The 24,488-nt window shown below is 31.5% G+C and carries 19 protein-coding genes, 2 tRNA genes and 1 pseudogene; 12 read left to right on the top strand and 10 right to left on the bottom strand.

All coding sequences use genetic code 11. The annotated features are described in order from the left end of the window. Positions 1-89 precede the first annotated feature (89 nt). The 6 genes from ACKTSW_RS08615 to ACKTSW_RS08590 all read right to left on the bottom strand — a co-directional run bounded on the left by ACKTSW_RS08615 (position 90) and on the right by ACKTSW_RS08590 (position 7,198). Positions 90-2,009 (bottom strand): S9 family peptidase, encoded by a 1,920-nt coding sequence (locus tag ACKTSW_RS08615; protein ID WP_408024866.1) that lies wholly within the window; start codon positions 2,007-2,009, stop codon positions 90-92. A 25-nt stretch (positions 2,010-2,034) separates the two neighbouring features. Next, positions 2,035-5,235, bottom strand: coding sequence for a WD40/YVTN/BNR-like repeat-containing protein (locus ACKTSW_RS08610; RefSeq protein ID WP_408025025.1), 3,201 nt, complete (start codon positions 5,233-5,235; stop codon positions 2,035-2,037). A 96-nt stretch (positions 5,236-5,331) separates the two neighbouring features. After that, positions 5,332-5,499, bottom strand: a complete 168-nt coding sequence (locus ACKTSW_RS08605) for an Arc family DNA-binding protein (protein ID WP_408024865.1) — start codon at positions 5,497-5,499, stop codon at positions 5,332-5,334. Positions 5,500-5,638: 139 nt separating this feature from the next. After that, positions 5,639-6,139, bottom strand: a complete 501-nt coding sequence (locus tag ACKTSW_RS08600) for a hypothetical protein (RefSeq protein WP_408024864.1) — start codon at positions 6,137-6,139, stop codon at positions 5,639-5,641. Position 6,140: 1 nt separating this feature from the next. Continuing rightward, positions 6,141-6,308: a DUF4177 domain-containing protein gene (locus tag ACKTSW_RS08595; protein WP_408024863.1), complete on the bottom strand. Its 168-nt coding sequence runs from the start codon at positions 6,306-6,308 to the stop codon at positions 6,141-6,143. 29 nt (positions 6,309-6,337) lie between these two features. Further along, entirely contained in the window at positions 6,338-7,198 is an 861-nt protein-coding gene (locus tag ACKTSW_RS08590) for an SPFH domain-containing protein (protein WP_408024862.1), read from the bottom strand. 122 nt (positions 7,199-7,320) lie between these two features. Between ACKTSW_RS08590 and ACKTSW_RS08585 the strand changes: the two genes are divergently transcribed. The 4 genes from ACKTSW_RS08585 (at position 7,321) to ACKTSW_RS08570 (ending at position 11,996) form a co-directional block, all read left to right on the top strand. Continuing rightward, positions 7,321-8,109 (top strand): S1/P1 nuclease, encoded by a 789-nt coding sequence (locus ACKTSW_RS08585; RefSeq protein WP_408024861.1) that lies wholly within the window; start codon positions 7,321-7,323, stop codon positions 8,107-8,109. A 130-nt stretch (positions 8,110-8,239) separates the two neighbouring features. After that, the gene (locus tag ACKTSW_RS08580; protein WP_408024860.1) at positions 8,240-8,752 is read left to right on the top strand and encodes a TlpA family protein disulfide reductase; all 513 of its coding nucleotides are present in this window, start codon (positions 8,240-8,242) and stop codon (positions 8,750-8,752) included. A 6-nt stretch (positions 8,753-8,758) separates the two neighbouring features. Continuing rightward, positions 8,759-9,379 (top strand): thioredoxin family protein, encoded by a 621-nt coding sequence (locus ACKTSW_RS08575; RefSeq protein WP_408024859.1) that lies wholly within the window; start codon positions 8,759-8,761, stop codon positions 9,377-9,379. Between the two features lie 118 nt (positions 9,380-9,497). After that, positions 9,498-11,996 (top strand): M14 family metallopeptidase, encoded by a 2,499-nt coding sequence (locus ACKTSW_RS08570; RefSeq protein WP_408024858.1) that lies wholly within the window; start codon positions 9,498-9,500, stop codon positions 11,994-11,996. A gap of 77 nt (positions 11,997-12,073) precedes the next feature. Here ACKTSW_RS08570 and ACKTSW_RS08565 read toward each other — a convergent pair whose 3' ends face one another. After that, entirely contained in the window at positions 12,074-12,982 is a 909-nt protein-coding gene (locus tag ACKTSW_RS08565) for a hypothetical protein (protein ID WP_408024857.1), read from the bottom strand. Between the two features lie 265 nt (positions 12,983-13,247). Here ACKTSW_RS08565 and ACKTSW_RS08560 point away from each other — a divergent pair, with 265 nt between their 5' ends. After that, positions 13,248-13,403: a YqaE/Pmp3 family membrane protein gene (locus ACKTSW_RS08560; RefSeq protein WP_073184478.1), complete on the top strand. Its 156-nt coding sequence runs from the start codon at positions 13,248-13,250 to the stop codon at positions 13,401-13,403. A gap of 103 nt (positions 13,404-13,506) precedes the next feature. Here ACKTSW_RS08560 and pafA read toward each other — a convergent pair whose 3' ends face one another. Further along, positions 13,507-15,144, bottom strand: coding sequence for an alkaline phosphatase PafA (gene pafA / locus ACKTSW_RS08555; RefSeq protein WP_408024856.1), 1,638 nt, complete (start codon positions 15,142-15,144; stop codon positions 13,507-13,509). Positions 15,145-15,263: 119 nt separating this feature from the next. Between pafA and ACKTSW_RS08550 the strand changes: the two genes are divergently transcribed. The 6 genes from ACKTSW_RS08550 to ACKTSW_RS08525 all read left to right on the top strand — a co-directional run bounded on the left by ACKTSW_RS08550 (position 15,264) and on the right by ACKTSW_RS08525 (position 20,804). Then, a complete protein-coding gene (locus tag ACKTSW_RS08550) occupies positions 15,264-16,004 on the top strand; it encodes an MlaE family ABC transporter permease (RefSeq protein WP_408025024.1) in 741 nt (246 codons plus the stop codon). Further along, complete coding sequence (locus ACKTSW_RS08545) at positions 16,004-16,768, top strand: ABC transporter ATP-binding protein (RefSeq protein WP_408024855.1); 765 nt, start codon at positions 16,004-16,006, stop codon at positions 16,766-16,768. Before ACKTSW_RS08550 ends, ACKTSW_RS08545 begins: the two co-directional genes overlap by 1 nt. Before the next feature lie 134 nt (positions 16,769-16,902). Further along, positions 16,903-16,975, top strand: a tRNA-Lys gene (locus ACKTSW_RS08540). A 45-nt stretch (positions 16,976-17,020) separates the two neighbouring features. Next, positions 17,021-17,103, top strand: a tRNA-Tyr gene (locus ACKTSW_RS08535). A gap of 115 nt (positions 17,104-17,218) precedes the next feature. Continuing rightward, the gene (locus ACKTSW_RS08530; protein WP_408024854.1) at positions 17,219-19,618 is read left to right on the top strand and encodes a TonB-dependent receptor; all 2,400 of its coding nucleotides are present in this window, start codon (positions 17,219-17,221) and stop codon (positions 19,616-19,618) included. A 70-nt stretch (positions 19,619-19,688) separates the two neighbouring features. Then, positions 19,689-20,804 (top strand): C1 family peptidase, encoded by a 1,116-nt coding sequence (locus tag ACKTSW_RS08525; RefSeq protein ID WP_408024853.1) that lies wholly within the window; start codon positions 19,689-19,691, stop codon positions 20,802-20,804. Between the two features lie 296 nt (positions 20,805-21,100). Here ACKTSW_RS08525 and ACKTSW_RS08520 read toward each other — a convergent pair whose 3' ends face one another. After that, positions 21,101-21,202, bottom strand: coding sequence for an integrase core domain-containing protein (locus ACKTSW_RS08520; protein WP_408025023.1), 102 nt, complete (start codon positions 21,200-21,202; stop codon positions 21,101-21,103). Between the two features lie 545 nt (positions 21,203-21,747). Beyond that, positions 21,748-22,659: a LytTR family transcriptional regulator DNA-binding domain-containing protein gene (locus ACKTSW_RS08515; RefSeq protein ID WP_408024852.1), complete on the bottom strand. Its 912-nt coding sequence runs from the start codon at positions 22,657-22,659 to the stop codon at positions 21,748-21,750. Between the two features lie 508 nt (positions 22,660-23,167). Between ACKTSW_RS08515 and ACKTSW_RS08510 the strand changes: the two are divergent. Further along, positions 23,168-24,488, top strand: a pseudogene (locus ACKTSW_RS08510) (hypothetical protein); the annotation flags it as partial.

Here is a 24,488-nt window from a genome sequence, read left to right as displayed (position 1 = left end):
TATGCAGGAGATTTAATTGTTATATAAGCAAAAATAAAAACCAGGTTTTTCTTACGAAAAACTAGGGTGTTAAAATTGCGCTAACTTGTTTATAATTTGTCATTTTTTATAGGTTCTTCTTTCTTTAAATAGGTGTCTAAAAATTGTAAGATTTTACTATTAGCCTCTATTTGATTTTCCTTTTTAACAAAACCATGCCCTTCATCATCAAAAAGAACATACTCTACGGGAACTCCATTTTTCTTAACTCCAGCTACAATTTCATCAGACTCTACTTGTAAAACTCTAGGGTCTTTAGCTCCTTGTAATACCATTAAAGGTTTGGTTACTTTATCGGTGTGAAATAAAGGAGAAATTCTTTTAAGTCTTACTGAATCGGCAGAATAAGGGTCTCCTAATTCTTTGTATAAAGCTTCTCTAAAAGATTCCCACCAAGACGGAATACTCTTTAAAGTACGCATCCAGTTTGTAACCCCGTAAATGTTTACCCCAACAGCAAATTCTTCAGGAGTATAGGTTAATGCAGCCATTGTCATATAACCACCATAAGACCCTCCGATGATTCCTATTTTTTTAGCGTCAATTTCTGGTTGGTTTGCTAACCAGTTTTTTCCTTCTACACAATCTTGTAAGTCTTTTTCACCGTGGTTTAAGTCATCCATAGTAAAAAAGGTTTTACCATAACCACTACTTCCACGATTATTTACCGCTAAAACAGCATATCCATGGTTTACTAAATATTGTATTCTAGAATTGAAGTTTTGACGTGATTGCCCTCCTGGACCTCCATGAACCCAAACTAAAGCAGGAACTTTGTTAGCTTCAGAAGCTTGATGAGGTAAATAGTAAATTGCAGGAATCGTGACTCCATCAAAAGAAGGGTAGCGAATTACTTTTGCTTCTACCAAGTCATTAGGATTAATATCTTTGTTTAGCACATCGGTTAGCTGTGTTTGTTTTTGAGTTGCTAAATCATATACATAAAGGTTTGATGGAGAGTTAGAGCCTCCTGCGTAAAAACGCATTATGCTTTCATCTCTAGAAAAACCAACACTGGTTATACTTTTTCCGTTAACATTTGGTAAGGTTATATTTTTATCTTCAGCAACATCAAAAACTTCAATTACATTTTTTGCATCTTCGTTAATATAGGTAACTCTATATTTTCCATTGTTGGTAAAATAACTTCCAGAAATATCCCAATCTTTTGCTAACACTTTTTCTGTTTCATTAGTGCTAATGGTATATTTCATTAAGGTAGCGAATTCACCTTCTGCATCTGTTGTGTAGTAAAAATCAGTATCATCAATAGAAAAATCAGCTGCTGAATTACCACTCAATGTAAGATTAATTTTTGTGATTACTTTGGTGGTTCTATCAAACAAAAACAAATCGCTATCGTTGGTGTTAACCGTTTTGCTTAGTGCTAGTATGTTTTTGTTGTTTGATATTGCTGCTACATTATAGCCTTCTTTATTTTCATAAATCATTTTTGGAGTAAACGTTTCAAGATCCATTTCATATAGGTCCATAAAACGATTGTCTCTTTTGTTTGAAGTAAAAAAGAAACTTTTTTCATCTTTTGCCCAACCAAAGAAGCCTGCTCTAGCACCTTTAGTAGGTGTTAAATCTTTAATGTTACCATTAAGTTCTCTTAAAAAGATATGATAAATTTCATCACCATTATTATCCATTCTGAATAACATTCTCTCATCTTTTGGAAAATAAGATGTTGCAAAAACAGAAGAGCTGTCTGATTTTGTTATTGGTTCAAATTCACCCCCAGCTTTAGAAACTGTATACATGTTATAAATTCCAGAACGATTACTGGTTACGAGTAATTTTGAATTATCAGGTGAAAAACTTCCTCCAAAAACACTTTCGTTATCCATCATTTGTTCGATAGAGTATTCTTTGAGTGTTTCAACAATTTCTGTTGGCTTTTTTTGCTCCTTTTTACAAGCACTAGCTATAATAGTAATAGCTAATAGTAAGGTTATTCTTTTCATTATATAAGGTTTAGTTAATTCGAATTTATTCTACAGAAAATTTTTCAGTTTCTTTAAACGGAGATAAATCTATTTTTTCTACCTCAACTTTATATTCTTTCCAGTCTTTATCAAAAAAAGCATTGGTTTTTTCAATAGCTTCTTTAAAAGCTCCTTTAAATTGATTGATTAATTGTTTTTCAGTAGTGGTTTGTTCACCGAATCTACTATTTACGTACCAATTTGCCGTACCTAATCTTTGGGTAACTGTAGGATCTGGGTTACGGATAATTCCTTGACGTTTATCAACTTTGCCAAAGTAAATATCAAGTAAGCTATCAATTTTTTTAATAGTTTCGGTTGAATTTTTTATTTGTTCTTTGTAGGCTTTTTTATCCTTTTTAGTAAACTTAACTTTATAACTATTAACTATGTTTTTACTTTCAACCAATTGTTTAACTGCATCTGCAATAATATTTTGATACTTTTCAAGTTCTTTACCTGTATTGTATTTTTGATTGATAGCCGTTTGAGAAATAGTTAATCTAGGATCGAATTTTACCGTGATGTTTTGTTCAGAGATTTGATCTCCAAATGTAGTTTTAATTCTGTAAGCACCAGGTTTTACCCTTACACCACTAGGTTCACTTTTTTGTTTTTTAATGGTTCTTGAAGGTCTAGCAACTCCTTTTTCATCCATAAACCAAACACCTTTGTGAATTCCATTTTCTTTAGGAGTTTTTCTTTTTAGTGTTCTAATTAATCGATTTCCATCAAAAATTTCAAATTTAATAGAATCCCATTTTACTTTATTTTCAGTTTCTTTTTGAGTTGTTTTTTTAGAGCCTTCTTTTTTATCGGTTTTCTCTTTTGTTTTTGGTTTGTTGATGTAGAATTGCACTAAAGCACCACGACTTCTGTTTTCACCATTATAAATAGCATCGGCACCAAATCGACTACCTGTTGGTTGTTGATATGCTGCTTGATAGGCGGTTGGTGGAGTGAATAGTTCAATGTTTTTGGCAAGAATAGTTTTATCTTTAGCTAACGCTCTTAATGGACGAATATCATCTAATACCCAAGCTGCTCTACCAAAAGTACCAATAACTAAATCGTGTTCTCTTGGGTGAATTACTAAATCTTTTACAGGAACGGTAGGGAATCCTTCTGTCCATTTTGTCCATTTTTTTCCAGCGTTTAAAGAAATGTATAAACCATCATCAGTTCCTAAGAAAAGTAAATTAGGTTCTATAGGGTCTTCTACAATACATAAGCCATAGCTTTTTACATCATTTTCATCAACAATACGTTCCCAGGTTGTTCCATAATTTTTCGTTCTATAAGTGTAGGGTTTGTAGTTAAAGCGTCTATAATCATTTGCTACCAGTAAAGCTTCTCCTTTATTTTTGTTTGATGCTTTTATTTGTGTAATCCAGCTATTTTTTGGCAAATCTTTTAGATTTCCAGAAACATTTGTCCATATAGCTCCCCCGTTTTTAGTGATGTGTACTTGTCCGTCATCAGTAGCAGCCCACAATACATCTTTTTCTATAGAAGATGGCTCAATAACTAAAATGGTACAGTAGTTTTCTGCACCAGTAGCATCCATGGTTAACCCACCACTTTCTGATTGTTTGAGTTTACTTTTATCATTTGTAGTTAAGTCTGGAGAAATTACTTTCCATGTTAACCCTTTATCGGTTGATTTGTGTACAAACTGGCTTCCAAAATATAGTGTGGAATTATCAAAAGGATCAATATTAATAGCAGCGTTCCAATTAAAACGTAGTTTTATAGTAGCATCAGGGTGTGTTGGGCGAACGGTGTAATTATTTCCTGTTTTGTAATCGTAGCGAGATACATATCCTTGTTGACTCATAGACCAGCCATAACGCGAGTCGTCTTTATCAGGAATAACATCAAAACCATCTCCAAAACTAATCTCTTGCCAATAAGAATTTCGTATTCCTTGTGCTTTCCATACATAAGCTGGCCCTCTCCAAGAACCGTTATCTTGCATACCGCCATATACATTGTAAGGGAACTCATTATCTACATTTATATGATAAAATTGAGCAACAGGTAAATTACCAATGAAACGCCAAGTTTTACCGCCATCTTTGGTAACATTCATTCCTCCATCGTTTCCATCAATCATAAATTTTCCATTTTTAGAGTGAATCCACCAAGCGTGATGGTCTGGGTGAATACCATTGTTAACTCCATAAGCAGGCATGAGTTGTTTAAAGTTTTTTCCACCATCAATAGAAACATTCACATAGGTGAAAACAGTGTATAATTTATGCTCATTTTGAGGATCTACATAAATTTCTGAATAGTAAAAAGGTCTATTTCCAATGCCTTTTTTATCATTAATTTTTTTCCAAGAAAAACCACCATCTTCACTTTTATACAAAGCATTTTTCTTTGCTTCAACAAGAGCATACACAGTATTTGGGTTAGAAGGAGCGATTGCTACACCAATTCTACCTAGTTCGCCTTTAGGGAAGCCTTCTTTTTCGGTAATTTTCTTCCAGTTATTGCCACCGTCATGGGTAATGTACAAACCACTTCCTTCTCCTCCTGATTTAAAAAACCAAGGGTCACGTTTGTGTTGCCACATGGCAGCTATTAGTTTATTAGGATTGGATGGGTCCATAATTAAATCAGCAGCACCTGTTTTATTATTGTTGAATAAAATTTGTTTCCAAGTTTTACCACCGTCGGTAGTTTTATATACGCCACGTTCTTTATGTTCACCCCAAGGAGATCCAATTGCACCTACGTAAACAACATCTGGATTGTTAGGGTGTATAACTACACGGTGTATGTGTCGTGTTTTTTCTAATCCCATTGATTTCCACGATCTACCACCATCTAGAGATTTGAAAATTCCGTAACCACCATTTAAACTATTACGAGGATTTCCTTCACCAGTTCCTGCCCAAATTACGCTAGGGTTTGATTGTTGTATGGCTAAAGCACCGATAGAGGCTGTTACTTCTTTATCAAAAATTGGTTCCCATTTAATTCCTCCTGAAGTAGATTTCCAAATACCTCCTGAGGCTGTACCAACAAGCATAATATCAGGATTGGATTCAACAACGTCAATTGCTGTAACACGCCCGCTCATTCCTCCAGGGCCAATATTTCTTGGTTTCATGTTTTTGACTAAATCCATTGAAAATTCTTGAGAAAAAAGAGTACAAGAAAAGGTTATAAACAGTAAATAAAAAAGGTTTTTCATAATGGTTAGTTGCATGTATTTTAAGTTTGTACAATGTACAAAATAGAAAACGCCCAATAAAATTGGACGTTTTTTTTAACAAGTTCTTAAGATTTGTTATTCTTCTTCTTTCTTTTTTAATTCTCTTTTGGCTTCTTTAAGTGATTGCATAAGCATCCATTCAATCTGTCCATTGGTAGATCGAAATTCATCAGAGGCCCATTTTTCAATGGCTTTTAACATTTCTTCATTAATACGTAGTGCAAAGGCTTTCTTTTTTGCCATATTGTGCTTTTAATAGTGTTTTTTTGAAACGTAAAAATTAGTTACAAAAAAACAATTTCAATTTTCTTTTTAATTTATAGTAAAGAGATTATAAAAGTTAAAATATATACTATAGTAATGGTGATTACTTGTATCATCGTTAGTTGATTTTATATTGATAGTTTTCTAATACACGTTTTGCTTCTTGTTCTTTTTTGGTTCCTATCAATAATTTTTTACTGTTTTTAAGTTCCAATTGAATGCCAATGTTTCCAGAAATATTAATGGCTATTCCTTTTCTTTTATTCCAAAGAAAACCACCTTTTAAACCCCAGCCTCCATATTCACCTATAGGGTCATATTTTCTAACATGTATTTTTTTAATTTCTATCCAAGCAATTTTTCTCATCGATAGGTGAAAAGGGAAAAACTGGTAATGAATTCCAATTTCATCTATTCTGGTGGTTAGTTTAAAGAAGTATATAAATGTAATAGACAAGATGATGCCAAGTAATGTTAATACAAACTCGACTGTATCCATAGTTGAGTTTTCTTTCATATATTCTTTGATAATAAGAGTAACAGGAACTACTATGCTTATTGTCAATAGAATAAGCAACCATGATTGTGTAAATCGTTGTTCTTCTTTAAAAACTTTCATTCTATCGGTTTTTATCTCTTTCTAAAATAACCTCAATATTACCATCACTTACATGGTAAGCACTAGTAACTTGCCAACCTTGTTTAGCATAATTGTTAATTTCATCTTCAAACTTTTGTCTTCCATTAGACCAACTGAATCTTCTATGTATAATTTTGTATTCTTTCATTTTTAGTTGTCTTTATTCCTTTTTATAATTTAGTGATTTAAAGTTCCTGCATTTACTATAGGTGAAGCTTCTTTGTCTCCACATAAAATAACTAATAAGTTACTAACCATGGCAGCTTTACGTTCTTCATCTAAATCAACAATTTCTTTTTTGCTTAGCTCTTCTAGTGCCATATCAACCATATCAACAGCTCCTTGCACAATTTTATGTCGAGCAGCAACAATGGCAGTAGCCTGTTGACGCTTCAGCATAGCATTTGCAATTTCTTGTGCATAGGCTAAATAACCAATTCGTGCTTCTAAAACCTCAATACCAGCAATAGCTAAACGTTCCTCTAATTCTTTTTCTAAAGCTTCACTTACTTCATTTACGCTAGAGCGAAGTGTGATGTCTTCTTCATGTCCTTCGTCAGCAAAATTATCGTATGGATACATACTAGCTAATTTACGTACAGCAGCATCTGTTTGAACACGAACAAAGTTTTCATAATTATCAACATCAAAAGCAGCCTTATAAGTTTCGGTAACTCTCCAAACTAAAATGGTACTTATCATTACAGGATTCCCCAATTTGTCATTCACTTTTAAACGTTCACTGTCAAAGTTACTAGCTCTTAATGAAACAGTTTTCTTTTTATATAAAGGGTTTGCCCAAAATAAGCCATTTTGTTTAACTGTACCTACATATTTTCCAAAGAATAATAAGACTTTAGAAGAGTTGGGGTTTACTAAAATAAAACCTAAAGTTAGTATAAAAGCAAGAATACTAATAGGTAAATAAATAGGAGTTTCATTTTTTATAGATAGAGTAATCCCCGTTATAAATAGAATAAGAACTATAAAAAACATTACATATCCGTTTGCTGGTTTGATGATTTTTTCTGCTTTCATGTTTGTTTTATTTAAATTGATATTAAAATGATATCACAAAGATATGATTTAAATTTTGGTATTTCCAAATTTTTGAGTAAATATTTTATAATTTAGCGTCATACTTTTAATTTATAAGATACATGAAAACAAAATTTTTAATAGTGTTTGCAGCTTTTTTAGTAAGTGTTTCATCTATAGCTAATAATGAAGATGTTTGGGGACCAACAGGACACAGGGCAACAGGAAAAATAGCAGAGAAGTATTTGACAAAAAGAGCTAAAAAGAAAATAGATAAATTACTTCAAGGTGAAAGTTTAGCATTTGTATCTACCTATGCAGATGAAATAAAATCTGACAGAAAAAAGTTTGGTAAATTTTATACATGGCATTATGTAAATATGCCTTTAGATGCTCGTTATGAAGATGAAGAAAAAAACCCGAAGGGAGATTTAATTACAGGTTTAGGGGAATGTGTAAAGGTATTGAAAGATAAAAATAGTACAGTTGAAGATAAACGTTTTTACTTAAAGATGTTAGTACATTTAATAGGAGATTTACACCAGCCTATGCATATTGGACAAAAAGAAGACAAAGGAGGTAACACTATCCAAGTTCAATGGCATGGAAAAGGTTCTAATTTGCATAGAGTTTGGGATGAAAACTTAATAAATAAATGGGATATGAGCTATATTGAACTTGCTGATAATACTAAAGATTTATCAAAAGAACAAATCAAAGTAATTCAGAAGGGAGATGTGTTAGACTGGATGTATGATACTCATAAAATTACCAAAAGAGTATATAAATCTGCCGAGGTAGGAGAAAATTTACGTTACCGTTATTCATATATATATTTTCCTGTAGTAAGAGAGCAATTGCAAAAAGGAGGTTTACGTTTAGCTAAATTACTAAATGAAATTTTTTGTTAGTACAACAAGGTAAATGACAAACAGAAAAAAGCTCGGAAAATATATTTCCGAGCTTTTTCTTGTTAATATTTAGTTAATTCTATTTTTTTTAATGTGATAAACAGTTAATTTTGAGGGAAATCAAATAAAAATGTTTAGAAGTAAATTCTTGCTTATATTTATATTAATAGCTCTTTTAAGTGTTACAATAACTAATGCTCAAGCTAAAAACACCTCTAAAAGAATTAAAATAACAACATTAAACTACGAAGAGTTAAAGCCTTTTTTACATAAAAAAAATAATAAAACCTATGTAGTTAATTTTTGGGCTACTTGGTGTATGCCTTGTGTAAAAGAGTTACCTGCTTTTGAAAAACTGTATAAGAAATATAAAGATAAAGATGTTGAGGTTGTTTTGGTGAGTCTAGATTTTTCTAAACAAATAGAAACGAATCTAATTCCATTTATACAAAAGAAAAAATTACAGTCAAAAATTGTACATTTTGAAGATTCAAATGAGCAATTTTGGATTAGAGATATTGCTAGCGAATGGTCAGGAGCTATACCAGCTACATTAATTTATAACTCTAAGAAAAGAAAATTTTACGAACGAACCTTTAGCTATGAAGAGTTGCAAAACGAGTTACAAACCTTTTTAAACTAAATAATTATGAAGACAATTAAAATAATATTGATGTTATTGGTGGTTGCATCTATCTCAGCATTTACTTATGACAATTCCAGAGGTTATAAAGTAGGAGATGAAGCTTCAGACTTTACATTAAAAAATATAGATGGTAAAATGGTTTCTTTAGCAGATTATAAAGAAGCAAAAGGGTTTATAGTTGTGTTTACTTGTAACATGTGTCCATATTCTGTAGCTAATGAAGATAGATTAATTGCTTTAGATAAAAAATATAAAAGGAAGGGATTCCCTGTAATAGCAATTAATCCGAATGACCCAGAAGTATCAAAAGGAGATAGTTTTGAAGCAATGAAAGTACGTGCCAAAGAAAAAGGGTTTACATTCCCTTATTTATTTGATGAAGGTCAGAAAGTATACCCTGAGTATGGAGCAACAAAAACTCCTCATGTATATATTCTGAACAAAAGAAATGATAAGTTAATAGTTGAGTATATAGGAGCTATAGATGATAGCTCACGTAACGAACAAAATGTAAAAGAACGCTTTGTTGAAGCTGCTGTAAATGCATTGTTAAAAGGAGAAAAACCAACAAAAACAGATACAAGAGCTATAGGATGCTCTATTAAAGATAAAAGAAACCTGTAATTGAATAGATAAAGATAAAATAAGAATGGTAAATCCCGCATAAACAGCGGGATTTTACTCATTATTATATTTCAAAAGCTAATTTTATAGTCAATAGTAAAATAAAGTACAAAAAATAATGAAGAAATTATTAGTATTACTACTGTTTGTTAATACAGCGCTTTTTGCTCAAAAAATAGATTTGAGTTATTATTTACCAAAAAATGTTGTTTATAACCAAAATATTCCAACCCCAAAATCAGTTTTAGGACATGAAGTAGGAGAGTGGCATGTAACGCATGATAAATTGGTAGAGTATATGAAAACACTAGCAAATGCTTCTGATAGAGTAACACTTGAAAATAGAGGAAGAACGTATGAAGGAAGACCATTGATGTTGTTAACGATTACCTCACCAAAAAACCATCAAAACTTAGACGTAATAAGAAAAAATCATATAGCAGCAACAAATGATATTTCTGTGGACGTAACTGACAGTCCGATTATAGTATATCAAGGATTCTCTATACATGGAAATGAAGCAAGTGGTTCAAATGCAGCATTAGCGGTAGCTTATTATTTAGCGGCTGCAGAAGGACAAGAAATAGAAGAGTTACTAAATAATTCGGTTATTCTTTTTGACCCCTCTTTAAATCCTGACGGATTGCAGCGTTTTGCGTATTGGGCAAATACAAACAAAGCAAATAATATAAATTCTGATCCGAATGACAGAGAGTATCATGAAGTTTGGCCAGGAGGAAGAACTAATCATTATTGGTTTGATATGAATCGTGATTGGTTACCAGTTCAGTTGCCAGAGAGTAGAGTAAGAATTAAAACTTTTCATAAATGGTTACCTAATATTTTGACCGACCATCATGAAATGGGAACGAATTCTACGTTCTTTTTTCAACCAGGAATTCCGAGTAGAACCAATCCGTTAACACCAAAAAAAAATCAAGAGTTAACCAGAGAAATTGCAACCTATCATGCAAAAGCATTCGATAAAATTGGTTCAACGTATTATTCAGAAGAAAGTTTTGATGATTTTTATTATGGAAAAGGCTCTACTTTTCCAGATATTAATGGAGGAATCGGAATTTTGTTTGAACAAGGAAGTTCTCGTGGTCATGCACAAGAAAGTGAGAACGGAATATTAACCTTTCCGTTTACCATTCGCAATCAATTTACAGCAGCATTGTCAACACTAGAAGCTGCTAAAAACATGCGAACTAAAATCTTACAATATCAACAAGGTTTTTATAAAAATTCAAGAAGCTCAGCAATTAATAAAGCTATTGTATTTGGCGATGAAAAAGATGCTGTAAAGACAAATCATTTAGCGGAGGTTTTACAACGTCATCAAATAAAACTCCACGAGTTAAAAGAAGATTTTACATCAAACGGAAAAGAATTTAAAAAAGGATATAGCTATGTAGTACCTATGAATCAAAAAAATCACGGGTTGGTAAAAGCAATGTTTGATGTACGAACTACATTTAAAGATAGTTTATTTTATGATGTATCTGCGTGGACGTTTAATCATGCGTTTGGAGTTGATTTTGCTGATAATGTTTCATTATCAAAAGCAGGAGCTGAGGTGGCTCAATTACAATTAAAACAAGGAACAATTCAACAAAAAAGCAGTGTAGGCTACTTATTTTCTTGGAATGAGTATAGTACTCCTAAAGCGTTAAATACGATTTTAGAAAAAGGATTGCGAGCGAAGGTAGCGATGAAAGAGTTTGTAAACGATGGTAATTCGTATGATTACGGAACTATTTTTATACCAGCTCAAAATCAAAAATTAAATGGAAATGAATTATTTGATTTCTTAGGTACAATAGCGAATGAAAATCATATTGAAATTAAAGGAGTGTCTACAGGATTGAACGAAGGAATTGATTTAGGAAGTAGAAATTTTGAAGCTGTTAAAAAGCAAAAAGTAGCGATGTTGGTTGGAAAAGGAGTAACGAGTTACGATGCAGGAGAGATTTGGCATTTGTTAGATCAACGTTACGATATGAAACTAACAAAGTTAGATACCGATTATGCTACGAGAGTAAACCTTGATAAGTATACGACGATTATTGTTCCTAATAGTCGCTCTATTGATAAGAATTTAGTAGAGAAACTAAAAGTGTGGGTTCGTGATGGAGGAGTGTTAATTGGATATCGAAATGCAGTAAATTGGTTATCTAACAAAGGGTTTATTAATGTAAAGTTTAATAAAACTAAAATAGATTCTATAAAGAATGTGTCATTTGAAAACCGTTCGTTACAATCAGGAGCGCAAGTAATAGGAGGAGCTATTTTTGAAGCGAAACTAGATCGTTCGCATCCAATAAGCTTTGGGTATAAAAACGATAAAATAGCCTTGTTTAGAAACACAAAACAGTTTATTCAACCAGACACAAAAAGTTATAATAACCCTATTCAGTATACAAGTAATCCGCTATTGAGTGGTTATATTTCAAAAGAGAACTTAAAGGAATTGAAAAACACCGTTCCGTTTAAAGCAGGGCACTTAGGTAGTGGAAGGGTAATCGTTTTTACAGACAATACTAATTTTAGAGGTTTTTGGTTTGGAACTAACAAATTATTGATGAATGCTATTTTCTTTGGGAAGTTGATGTAGTGGTAGTGGTTTGTGTGAGGTAGATGGAGATAAATAGTATAATTATAAATTAATGGTTTATAAGCTGCTTAGTTTTATTAATTTTTATACTTATCAGTAATATTTAAATAAGTATTTTTTCTTTTTTCAGTTAATAAAATCAAAGAATCATTTTTTAATTCGTATTTAAAATTCAATTCTATAGGTAGAGTATTATTTTTGTTATTGTAGAATTCTCTAATATTACCCTTTGTTTCTTTAAGATTCTCTTCTTTAACATTCAATTTTTTTAAACTATCTTGAATAAAGTTATAGGCTCTATCGGAGTAATGTTTTACTTTAAACTTTAATTTTTTGCTTTTGTCATCGAGTTCTATTTTTCCATAATAGAAATTATCAGATGTATCCCTAACCTTTACTCTATTGTTAAATTCAATATAAAGTTTGTCAATCTTGGTTTTAGTGTTTCTTGGGGTAATCTCCCATACTCCAAAAAGTTCGTTTTTAACCATGTATTCTTCTTTAAGGTTATTGATGTGTATATACCCGTATAGTATCATACAAGGAATGATTAGGAATTTTAACCAATAAAGAATTTTTATCTTTGCGGGTATTAATTCAGGAATAATAGACTCTTTTGAAGTAGATTTTAGAAAGTAGTTTGTCAAGGCTTTCCAATCAGAAAACAAAAGGAATAAACCCATGATTGTTAATTGAATTGACATAGGTTTTGCACCATCAATTTCATAAAAGTAATTTATTAATAAAATATTCACCATAAAACTTAGAAAAAGTAAAACACCAATACGTTCAGTTTTTCTAAATAATAAGAGTAAAGCTGATGCTATTTGAACGCCTGCAATGATTAACCCATAAGTTCTAGAATAACCATAATAATGCCAAGTGAGCATTAAACCATTAAAGCTGTTTACATTCTCATCAATGGTTGATGAAAAACCTAAATTAAATTGTGTTTTAAGGATTTTAGCAAATGCATAAGAAAACATTTGAAGGGCAATGTAGTACCTACAAAATACTCTTAATAGATACAAAATATTCTTTTTCGAAAATGTCAATTTTTTTGAATTTAAAATTAAATAATTCTCAAATATATTGACATTCTTATATCACAGCAAATAATTTCCTTTTAAAGCAGTTTGCATGCATCGGCAGAATATATTAGTTAGATTAAGTAAGCTTATATGTTTTTAACACAAGTGTAACAAAATTCTAATTAACTCGTCTTTTAAGTATACTAACTAAAAAAGGACTATGAGTTTATTAAGAGTTTTATTAGCAATATTTTTTCCACCGTTAGCAGTAATAGGTAAAGGTTGTGGATCTATTATTATAGTGTTTTTACTAACACTTTGTGGATGGGTTCCAGGAGTAATTGCAGCACTTATTATATTAAATAACCCGAATTAGCAATGTATTAGATAGATGTATTGAAAATGAATTAATTAAACAAAAGTGCCATTTTTATTTTTATTAAAATGGCACTTTTTCTACTTTTTACTATCTAAATATTTTATTTAAGAACCTCTTGAATAACCTTACCAGAACATCCGTTTGGAAATTCTATTTGTAATAAATTAGATAAGGTTGGGGCAATGTCTATAATTTCGTATAGCTGTTTAGAAACACCTTGTTTAATTCCATTTCCATAGAAAATTATAGGAATATGTGTGTCATATGAATACCCTGAACCATGTGTAGTTCCTTTTTTTGAACTACTAGCAATAGTTGAGGGGTTTGGAACTAAAATTACATCACCTGAAAATTTTTGGTTATACCCATTTTGTAACACATGCAAAATTCCGTTAGTAAAGGTGGTAGTTTGCATAGTTCTCGCAGTTACAGACTTGTAAATCTTATTATGATTAATAGCTTCATCAGCGATGGTTTGTGCTACATTTTCGTAATCAAGATTTAACTCTTTAATTTTATCTTTATTTAAGAAAACTTGGAAGTTGGAAATATTCTCAATGATTTCGTCAGATTTAAAGTTTTTTATTGTAATTTCATTTAAAAAGTTTTTAAAAGCTACAGGTTTTACATAACCCGCAGGTATTTTTAAAGACTCTAAGTATGAAGGAACTTGTACTGCAGCATGATCGGCAGTTAAGAATAAGGTATAGTTACCCTTTCCAACTTGTGTATCTAAGAATTTGAATAACTCTGCTAAATCTTGATCTAAACGTAAATAAGTATCTTCAATTTCTTTAGATGCAACCCCAAATTGATGCCCAACATAATCGGTAGAAGAGTAACTAACCGCTAAAAAGTCAGTATACTCAGATTTTCCTAAATTTTCACCTATGATAGCTGCTTTAGCAAAATCGGTCGTAATAGAATTTCCTGCAGGAATACCTTTTATAATACTATAATTGTTATTACTCTTTCTTAAAGTTGGAATATCATGAGGGAAAACTGGTTTTTCTTCACCTTTAAAAGTAACTTCAAAATTATTATCATCATCAATACTTTGTGTATAAGTACTAATATCATATAAAGTTTCCCAAGGCTTATTTAAATACTCATCTGCTTTTCCTGAGGCATTGAACTCTTGTACCCAAGTAGGTAATTCATTTAAATAAAAAGAAGAAGAAATCCATTGACCTTTATCACCACCGTCAAACCAATAAGCAGCGTTAGCTGTGTGACCTGAAGGTAAAATTGCAGAACGATCTTTTATGGCAATACCTATAGTTTTACCATTCATATTTTGTGCAAGTTTTAATTGGTCTGTGACTGTTGTTGTTAACATTCTGTATGGAGATTTTTTACCTCCATCACCATCATTACCAATAGTTTTGTAATTATCATCATCTACACAATAAATCGTTTTCTTTAAATATTTATCATACCAATGATTACTAATAATTCCGTGGTTTGTAGGTGTGGTTCCAGTATATATAGAAGTATGTCCTACAGCAGTATAAGTAGGGATGTAATTGTAGTGTGCATTTTCTAAAGAATACCCTTCTCTTAGCAAGCGTTTAAAACCATCATTACCATATCTATTGGCAAAACGTGTAAGGTAATCGTAACGCATTTGGTCAATAACTACACCAACAACAAGTTTTGGTTTTTGGGTATTTGCTCTGTTGTTAAGAGAGCAGCTTGTTAAACATATTATAACCACCAAAAAAGCTATTTTTCTCATTTTATTTTTCCAAAATTAAAACTCAAAGGTACATAAAAATGAAGCTAAAACTTGTAAATAAGGGGATGAGTTAATGGTTTTTTAATACTTTAGCAAAAAAAGAAAATATATTGGGTTTGATGAATTACATTGAGCATATAGGTAAATACTTTATAATGCTAAAACAGGTTTTTACAAAGCCTCAAAGAGCAAGGGTGTTTCGTGAAGCTTTGTTTAGAGAAATAGATGAGTTAGGGCATAAGTCTGTAGGAATTATAGCTTTTATCTCGTTTTTTATTGGAGGAGTAATAGCCTTACAAACTGCTTTGAACTTAGAAAGCCCATTTATACCAAAATCGTTGATTGGTTTTGCTGCCAAGCGATCAGTTATTTTAGAGTTTGCACCTACGTTTTGTTCTATTATTTTAGCAGGAAAAGTAGGTTCATACATAACTTCTAGTATAGGAACGATGCGTGTTACCGAGCAGATTGATGCGTTAGAAGTAATGGGGATTAATTCACTAAACTATTTAGTTTTACCTAAAATAATAGCAACCGTTTTCTTTTATCCGTTTTTAATAATCTTAGGAATGTTTTTAGGTGTTTTTGGAGGATGGGTAGCAGGAGTCTTATCAGGATTGTTTTCAGGAGCAGATTATATTACAGGAGTTCAAATGGATTTTGACCCTTTTTTAATTACCTACGCATTGATTAAAACAGTAGTTTTTGCCTTTCTAATTGCAACAGTACCTTCATATCACGGATATTACGTAAAAGGAGGTTCGTTAGAAGTTGGGAAAGCAAGTACGCAGTCTGTAGTATGGACTACGGTACTTATTGTAATCGCAAACTATTTCTTAACCCAAATGTTATTAACCTAATGATAGAAGTAAATAATTTACATAAAGGCTTTAATGGAGTTGAGATTTTAAAAGGAATTACAACCTCCTTTAAACCTGGAGAAACAAGTTTAATTATTGGTCAGAGCGGTTCTGGTAAAACCGTGTTTTTAAAATCATTAATTGGTTTGCATACACCAGAAGAAGGAACCATTATTTATGATGGACTTGCTAATGTTGATATGACAACAGAAGATAGACGTCAATTTCGACAAGAATTAGGAATGGTATTTCAAGGAAGTGCGTTGTTCGATTCACAAACGGTAGAAGAAAACGTAATGTTTCCTTTAAAAATGTTTACAAAACAACCAGAAAGTGAAATGCTAGATAGAGTGAATCTTGTTTTAAAACGTGTAAACTTAGATAATTCAAACAAAAAGTTTCCACCTGAATTATCAGGAGGTATGCAAAAGCGTGTAGCAATTGCTCGGGCCATAGTAATGAAACCAAAATATTTATTTTGTGATGAGCCAAATTCAGGGCTAGATCCTCAAACATCTATTGTTATAGATAACCTAATTCAAGAGATTACCGATGAGTATCAAATTACCACGGTAATAAACACACACGATATGAACTCGGTAATGGAAATAGGAGATAAGATTGTTTTTCTTAAAAATGGAGTAAAAGCATGGGAAGGGTCACACAAAGAAATCTTTAAAACAGACAACGAAGCAATAGTAGATTTTGTGTATTCATCTAATTTATTCAAAAAAGTTAGAGAAGCATATTTAAATGATTTTTAGATAACTTTCTGTTAATTAAAGAGTAACAAAAAGTATCAAAAAAAAAACAAAATAAATTAAAAAAAATGTTTGCGAGAACAATAAAACCTTCTATATTTGCACCCGCAAACGCAGAAAAGCAAAAGCAAAAAAATGACCGGGTAGCTCAGTTGGTAGAGCATCTCCCTTTTAAGGAGAGGGTCCTGGGTTCGAGCCCCAGCCCGGTCACTTGAAAAGCTTCTCTATTTTACGGAGAAGCTTTTTTAAAGCTTTGGGGAGATTCCAGAGCGGCCAAATGGGACGGACTGTAACTCCGTTGTCTTACGACTTCGCAGGTTCGAATCCTGCTCTCCCCACGAAAACTCAATCATATCGATTGAGTTTTTTTGTTTTTAAAATAGTTTTGTTTAAATTAATTTAATTAATGTTAAACAAAATATGTATTTTTGTTAACTCTTAAATCGTAGATACATGAAAAAAGTATTGGTATTATTTGTTTTATTTCAATCGTTTGTAGTTATAGCTCAAAACGAAGGAGAAATCTCAGGGAAGATTATCGATTCTAAAACGAGAGAAGTACTCCCTTTTGTAAACGTTTTGGTATATGGAACACGAATAGGAGCAGTATCTAATGAAAAAGGAGAATTTATATTGCGTAACGTACCTTTGGGGTATAATAAGATACAGACCTCTTTCATAGGTTATAAAACATTAGTTTCTGATGAGTATTTAGTAACCAAAGACAATTCACCTTTTATAACTCTAGAGTTGCTAGAAGATTCAACACAGTTAAATGAGGTTCAAATACAAGCACCACTGTTCAAAGAATCGGTAGACAGTCCATTATCACTTCAAAGTCTAGGTATAGCAGAAATAGAGAAAAACCCTGGAGGAAATAGAGATGTGTTAAAAGTTATTCAATCTTTTCCTGGAGTAGCTTCAAACCCTGGGTTTAGAAACGATATTATTATTAGGGGTGGAGCTACTTTTGAAAACAAATTTTATTTAGATGGAATTGAAGTTCCAGTAATAAACCATTTTCAAACGCAAGGAGCAACAGGAGGCCCTGTAGGGATTATGAACGCTGATTTAATTCGGAAAGTTGATTTTTATTCAAGTGCCTTTCCAGCAAATAGAGGTAACACTTTGAGTTCAGTTATAGAGTTTACTCAAAAAAGAGGAAACCCAAATTCATTAAATACTAGAGCTACCATAGGTACCTCTGACGCAGGAATCACTTTAGATGGCCCTATAGGAAAGAATACAACCTTTATGTTTTCTGCTCGTCAATCATATCTACAGTTTTTGTTCAAGTTAATAAAACTTCCTTTTTTACCAACATACAGCGATTTTCAAGTAAATATTAAATCACAGTTATCGAAAAACAGTGAGTTGTCAATAATTGCTCTTGGTGCTATTGATGATTTTGAAATTAATAAAGAAGTAAATGATGGTGAAACTGACTTAGAAACGATTAAAAGAAATAAAATCATTCTAAACTCAGTTCCAGTTAATAGTCAATGGAATTATACAGTGGGAGCAAGTTATAAATATTTTGCACCAAATTCAACACACTTATTCGTGCTCAGTAGAAATGAATGGAAAAATAAGGCCGTAAAATATTTTTTAAATGAAGAAACACCTGCTAATTTGTTGTTAGATTATTCATCAAAAGAAATAGAGAATAAGCTACGATATGAAAATAATTTTGTTAGTAATAACAAGATTGATTTTAATTTAGGCTTTAATTTAGAAACTGCAAAATACACCAATAGTAATTATCAAAAAGATGCAAATTCAGACGGGGTTATAATCTATGATTTTAATTCAACTATAGACTTTGTTAAATATGGAGTTTTTGGGCAAGTATCAAAGAGGTATTTAGATGAACAATTAGGAGTTTCTGTTGGTTTTAGAATGGATGGAGTCGATTATAATGCAACAATGAAAAACCCATTAAACCAGTTTTCTCCAAGGTTATCGCTAAGTTATAACCTATCTGAAAAATGGATGGTAAGTTCTTCAGTAGGGCGTTATTATCAATTACCATCTTATACGGTATTAGGATATAAAAATGATGCAAGTGAGTTTGAGAATAAAAATGGATTGAAGTATATACAATCCGATCACTTCGTAAGCGGATTGAGTTATAATCCTAATACAAGTTCAAAAATAACTTTTGAAGGGTTTTATAAAGGGTATAAAAATTATCCATTCTCATTAAGAAATCAAATAAGTTTAGCGAACCTAGGTGATGATTTTGGAATTATAGGAAACGAAGCTGTTAGTTCAATATCTGAAGGTAGAGCATATGGGTTTGAATTATTAGCTCAGAAAAAATCATATAGTGGGTTGTACGGAATTGCGTCGTATACTTTTGTAAGAAGTGAATTTAAAAATTCACAAGGAAGGTATATTCCTTCAACATGGGATAATAAACATTTACTAACAATTACAGCAGGAAAAAAACTAAATAAAAACTGGGAAATAGGAACAAAATTTCGATTAGTTGGAGGAAAACCATACACACCATACGATTTAGAAGCATCTTCTTTAAAAGATAATTATGATGTGCAAAACGGAGGAATTTTAGATTACTCCAAACTCAATACAAAAAGATTAGATACATACACACAATTAGATATACGTGTAGATAAAACATGGTTCTTAAAAAAAGCAGCGATTAATTTGTATTTAGATGTACAGAATATATATGCTAGTAGTTCTAAGCAACAACCATTTTTATTGCCTCTTGAAGATGAAAATGGTAGAGTAACAGACCCTAATGATAACTCTAGGTATTTTCTAGAAGAAATAGAAAGTACTACTGGTAGGGCTCTACCGCGTATAGGAATTATTGTAGATTTTTAACAGTTTTCAAGTTTTGATACTCTTTTAAAAAGAGTAAATTGCTGTCTTATATTATTATAAGGTTTTAAACATGAAAAAAATTCTATTAGGAGCAGCATTCACTTTTTTAAGTATAACTTCAACTTCAGCACAAAAATATCAATTCTCAACAGTAAAAGATATTGAAGATACTGAAGTTAAAAATCAAGGAAGAACAGGAACATGTTGGAGTTTTTCTACAACCTCTTTTTTAGAATCGGAAATTATCAGATTAACAGGTAAAAACATTGATTTATCTGAAATGTATACGGTTCGTAACACCTATTCTGATAAAGCAAATAATTATTTATACCGCCAAGGAAAAGCACAATTTAGCGAAGGTGGGTTGGCGCACGATGTAATTAATTCAGTAGAAAAATATGGATTAGTACCTGAGCAGGTTTTTACAGGTTTAGATCTTGGACAAGATAGGCATAATCACGCTGAAATGATTGCGGTGTTAAAATCGATGTTGGATGCTTACATTAAAAACCCAGCAAGAGAATTAAGTCCAAAGTGGAAGCAATCAGTAGAAAGTGTGTTGAATGTCTATTTAGGAAAAAATAAAGAGGAGTTTACTTTTGAAGGTAAACAATACACACCAAAATCTTTTGCAGAATACGTAAAAATAGACCCTTCAAACTATGTAACAATTAGTTCTTTTGAACATGCAAAAAAATACGACCAATTCATTTTAAACATTCCAGATAATTTTTCAAATGGGGCATTTTATAATGTTTCTTTAGATGAATTAGTATCAGTAACAGAAGAGGCAATTAAAAAAGGATATACAGTAGAGTTAGATTGTGATGTTTCAGAAAAAACATTTTCATCAAAAAACGGAGTAGCAGTAATTCCTGCGAGTAGTACAGAAAACAAAAAAGCATTGACTGAAATAGTAGGAGAAAGAACTATTACGCCAAGTTTACGTCAAAGTGAGTTTGAAAACTTTAATACAACTGACGACCACTTAATGCATATTGTAGGTTTGGTGAAAGACCAAAAAGGAAACACTTATTTTAAAGTAAAGAACTCTTGGGGTAAAAATCAAGGAAATCAAGGTTATGTATATATGTCGGTTCCTTACTATAAATTAAAAACAATATCTGTTTTATTACATAAAGATGCAATTTCACCAAAGTTGAAAAACAAATTAGAAATTAACTAATACCTTTATAATTAAAATTTTCGTAATAAAACACCCTTTTTTCCTTTCTTCTTCCTTTGGAAAAGAAGACGTAACTATGGCTACGTTTGATTTTTGAAGCTCGAATAAAGAAAAAAAATATTTTATTTTATAGCAATTTAAAATCATAACTGGTAAGGCGCCATCTTATAAAGTTATAACAAGAGGCTACATCTCACAAACTGCATGCTCACCAATAATAACCACTATTATGCACACGCTAATAAAGCAAATGAGCGTTTGAAATAAAGCATCCTTCTTTTGTAGACTTCTCTATTTTAGGGTATCTCTAAATCTGGGATAAATTCTTTAGGAGATATATTACCTAACGATTTATGAGGATGATTAAAATTGTAATCTTCTCTCCAGTTATCACTTATCTTTTATAGTTGATAGACATTTTAAATAATATATACCTTCTCTAAAAAAGCAGTTGAAATGTTCTATATAGCCATTTTGCATAGGTTTACCTAGCTAGGTATGGTATATTTGATTTCTATGAAATTCTTTTCAAATCAGTTCTTAAACGTTTTAGAGATAAACTCTAGAACATTGTCACATCTAACATACTTTGGCACTCCTACCTCTTTTTTTAAATTTTCAAGTGTTTCTAAAACTGCTCGAGCTGAATAGATAAGTCCAGCATTTATTGCTAGAGCTTCACAACGAATTTTGTAGTAGTACTCATCAAAATAAAGTTAGTAAACTCGAATTTAAAACTGTCCTATTTTTGGGAAGCCTACACTTTGTTCTAATGGAGGGTGCGCCAATGATTAAGCTCTTAAACATATATCATATTCCTGCAACATTAAGAGGATATAATATCACCATGGCTTACATAATGCAGAATTGGTATAATTATATTAGATTCCAAAAAAGAGGCTTAAAAAACAGTACCAAATTTGATTACTATATTTTAGTATTATCAAGATTTGTTTTTCTCTTTTATTACATTTTTCATGAAAGAAATTTTATTTTGAGAAATTGGTATTTTTTTTGGAAAATGCTCAATGCGAGCATATGATTTATAAGAATTTCCATAAACAGATTTTAGCAAATTAATATTGATGATAAAGGAATTATGACATCTATAAGCAAAGGAAAATGGTAGTAATTGCAACTCAATATTTTTTAATGAATTCCTAAAGATTTCTTGTTTTAGGTTAAAACTGTTTTTACAAAAATAATAAATATTAACATAGTGTCCCTTGCTTATGATGCATACAAAAGAAGCTTTATCCATAGTAATGCTTTCATTTTTGTTTTTCCCAGTTAAGGTTATAGTTGGAGCTGTTTTTTTTAAAAAGGAGATTTTTTTCAATTCATTATTCGAGACATCGTATTTATTTTTGTTTAAATAGGAAAATGAAATATCGTAAATACGTAAAATAATGTATATAAAATACCCAGTTCCTAATGTATAATATAACGTTTTTAAATAAAAGTCTTCTGATATTATAATTTCATTTTTGAGGTCAAGCCATTGTTGGGTAAACAAAAAATTAAAACAAAAATAACTATAGGTATTAATGTATGCCCAAATAAATATAAATGCAGTGTTATATGTTAAAAACTCATGAAATCTAGTCCATTTTGGTCTATAAAAAGGTTTGAATAATGTAATGGCTAGAGAATAACCTAGCACTGAGATAATTGAATAACCTGTGGTTAAAATAATTAAAGGAATAGATTCAAGAGTACTTAAGCCGAATGGTTGGAAAAATGATAAAAGGTAAAAAACTATTGTAAATATATATAAGGAAGTTTTAGTTGGATTATAAGAAAGATGCCCCCTAGGGATATCTTCTTTCAAAAAAGAATAAATGTATTTTTTCATAGTTTGAGAGAGAAAAATTAGCTTAATTTATAAGGAAGAAGCCTCCAATGAAAGTATAAAATGAATACAAAAAAAGGATTTATTTAAAATTAATATTAACATTTATTTAAAACATTCTTGTTGCTAAATTTATTACCATTTTCAAAAAAAAAAACAGGAATCATATAATTTTCTAGTTTTTAGTGTATAAAGTTCTAAATTTTATTAAAAATGTATCTAAAATGATGAATTTCGTATTTCAAAGATATTAAATAATATTTTATACGTGAATATGATGTTCATTTTTATGTATTTATATGCGTGTAATGTATTTTAAGTATCATATTTTCAGGTTGTTATGTCGCGTAATGTGTAAAAAATATTTATTTGTGAATTTTTGAATACGTGTTTTATATTACATGTTTATTTTGGTTAAGTGAGTTTTACTTACATACATCTTAACGCTATTTTAAGCGTTTTGTCATGTTTTTATTGTGTGAGAATATTAATTAACCAAAACAAATTAATCGTGAAAAAAACATTACTTTTTTTAATGCTTATTTCAGGTATGGTATCATTCGCCCAAGTAGGAATTGGTACGACAGTGCCTGTTGAACAAGCGCAATTAGAGATTAAATCCTCTAATAGAGGACTTTTAATTCCTCAAGTGGAATTAACTTCAATAATAGATAATACTACAATATCTGGTGGTAATATTAATTATTTAACAGTATTTAATATAAGTACAACCTCAGGTTTAACACCAGGATACTATTATTGGTTGGATAATAAATGGAACAGACTAATAACTATCGATGATGCTCAAGTATTAGATAACCAGATAATTACAGACTTCAGTGTTATAGGAACAGATTTAAGTATCACCCTAGAGAATGGTAATACAGCAAGAGTTCCTTTAGCAAGTATCGCAGCTGTAGTAGACAAGAATACAACAAATACGAGTTTGTCAGTTGTCGGTGCAGACCTAGTAATTACAGATTCTGAAGGAAATACAGTGAGTGCCCCATTAGCAGCTATTGTTTCTGGAGGAGAGACCCTAACAACCTTAGCATTGAATGCAGACGGAGTAAACTTAGACTATACGGACGAAAATGGAGCTACTACCCAAATCAATTTAGGCGCATTAGTAGCAGCACAAGAAACCTTGACCACGCTAGTACAAGATGCAGTAGCAGGAACCCTTACCTATACCGATGAAGACGGAGTAGCAACAGTGTTGGATTTAAATACGTTGATAGGCAATGCAGAGACCTTAACAACCTTGGCTTTGAATGCAGACGGAGTAAACTTAGACTATACGGACGAAAATGGAGCTACTACCCAAATCAATTTAGGCGCATTAGTAGCAGCACAAGAAACCTTGACTACGCTAGTACAAGATGCAGTAGCAGGAACCCTTACCTATACCGATGAAGACGGAGTAGCAACAGTGTTGGATTTAAATACGTTGATAGGCAATGCAGAGACCTTAACAACCTTAGCATTAAATGCAGACGGAGTAAACTTAGACTATACGGACGAAAATGGAGCTACTACCCAAATCAATTTAGGCGCATTAGTAGCAGCACAAGAAACCTTAACTACGCTAGTACAAGATGCAGTAGCAGGAACCCTTACCTATACCGATGAAGACGGAGTAGCAACAGTGTTGGATTTAAATACGTTGATAGGCAATGCAGAGACCCTAACAACCTTAGCATTAAATGCAGACGGAGTAAACTTAGACTATACGGACGAAAATGGAGCTACTACCCAAATCAATTTAGGCGCATTAGTAGCAGCACAAGAAACCTTGACTACGCTAGTACAAGATGCAGTAGCAGGAACCC

The sequence above is a fragment of the Tenacibaculum sediminilitoris genome, assembly GCF_964513795.1.
Classification (GTDB): Bacteria; Bacteroidota; Bacteroidia; order Flavobacteriales; family Flavobacteriaceae; genus Polaribacter; species Polaribacter sediminilitoris.
Note: the sequence above shows the minus strand (reverse complement) of the source record. Positions and strands in the feature narration are given on the sequence as shown.

Bases quoted from the DNA above. Each gene is read 5' to 3' on its own strand.
- pafA (WP_408024856.1), bottom strand. From the start codon at position 15,144: ATGAGAAAAATAGCTTTTTTGGTGGTTATAATATGTTTAACAAGCTGC.
- ACKTSW_RS08525 (WP_408024853.1), top strand. From the start codon at position 19,689: ATGAAAAAAATTCTATTAGGAGCAGCATTCACTTTTTTAAGTATAACT.
- ACKTSW_RS08575 (WP_408024859.1), top strand. From the start codon at position 8,759: ATGAAGACAATTAAAATAATATTGATGTTATTGGTGGTTGCATCTATC.
- ACKTSW_RS08550 (WP_408025024.1), top strand. From the start codon at position 15,264: ATGAATTACATTGAGCATATAGGTAAATACTTTATAATGCTAAAACAG.
- ACKTSW_RS08545 (WP_408024855.1), top strand. From the start codon at position 16,004: ATGATAGAAGTAAATAATTTACATAAAGGCTTTAATGGAGTTGAGATT.
- ACKTSW_RS08570 (WP_408024858.1), top strand. From the start codon at position 9,498: ATGAAGAAATTATTAGTATTACTACTGTTTGTTAATACAGCGCTTTTT.
- ACKTSW_RS08515 (WP_408024852.1), bottom strand. From the start codon at position 22,659: ATGAAAAAATACATTTATTCTTTTTTGAAAGAAGATATCCCTAGGGGG.
- ACKTSW_RS08580 (WP_408024860.1), top strand. From the start codon at position 8,240: ATGTTTAGAAGTAAATTCTTGCTTATATTTATATTAATAGCTCTTTTA.
- ACKTSW_RS08615 (WP_408024866.1), bottom strand. From the start codon at position 2,009: ATGAAAAGAATAACCTTACTATTAGCTATTACTATTATAGCTAGTGCT.
- ACKTSW_RS08605 (WP_408024865.1), bottom strand. From the start codon at position 5,499: ATGGCAAAAAAGAAAGCCTTTGCACTACGTATTAATGAAGAAATGTTA.
- ACKTSW_RS08600 (WP_408024864.1), bottom strand. From the start codon at position 6,139: ATGAAAGTTTTTAAAGAAGAACAACGATTTACACAATCATGGTTGCTT.
- ACKTSW_RS08585 (WP_408024861.1), top strand. From the start codon at position 7,321: ATGAAAACAAAATTTTTAATAGTGTTTGCAGCTTTTTTAGTAAGTGTT.
- ACKTSW_RS08590 (WP_408024862.1), bottom strand. From the start codon at position 7,198: ATGAAAGCAGAAAAAATCATCAAACCAGCAAACGGATATGTAATGTTT.
- ACKTSW_RS08610 (WP_408025025.1), bottom strand. From the start codon at position 5,235: ATGAAAAACCTTTTTTATTTACTGTTTATAACCTTTTCTTGTACTCTT.
- ACKTSW_RS08565 (WP_408024857.1), bottom strand. From the start codon at position 12,982: ATGTTTTCTTATGCATTTGCTAAAATCCTTAAAACACAATTTAATTTA.
- ACKTSW_RS08560 (WP_073184478.1), top strand. From the start codon at position 13,248: ATGAGTTTATTAAGAGTTTTATTAGCAATATTTTTTCCACCGTTAGCA.
- ACKTSW_RS08595 (WP_408024863.1), bottom strand. From the start codon at position 6,308: ATGAAAGAATACAAAATTATACATAGAAGATTCAGTTGGTCTAATGGA.
- ACKTSW_RS08530 (WP_408024854.1), top strand. From the start codon at position 17,219: ATGAAAAAAGTATTGGTATTATTTGTTTTATTTCAATCGTTTGTAGTT.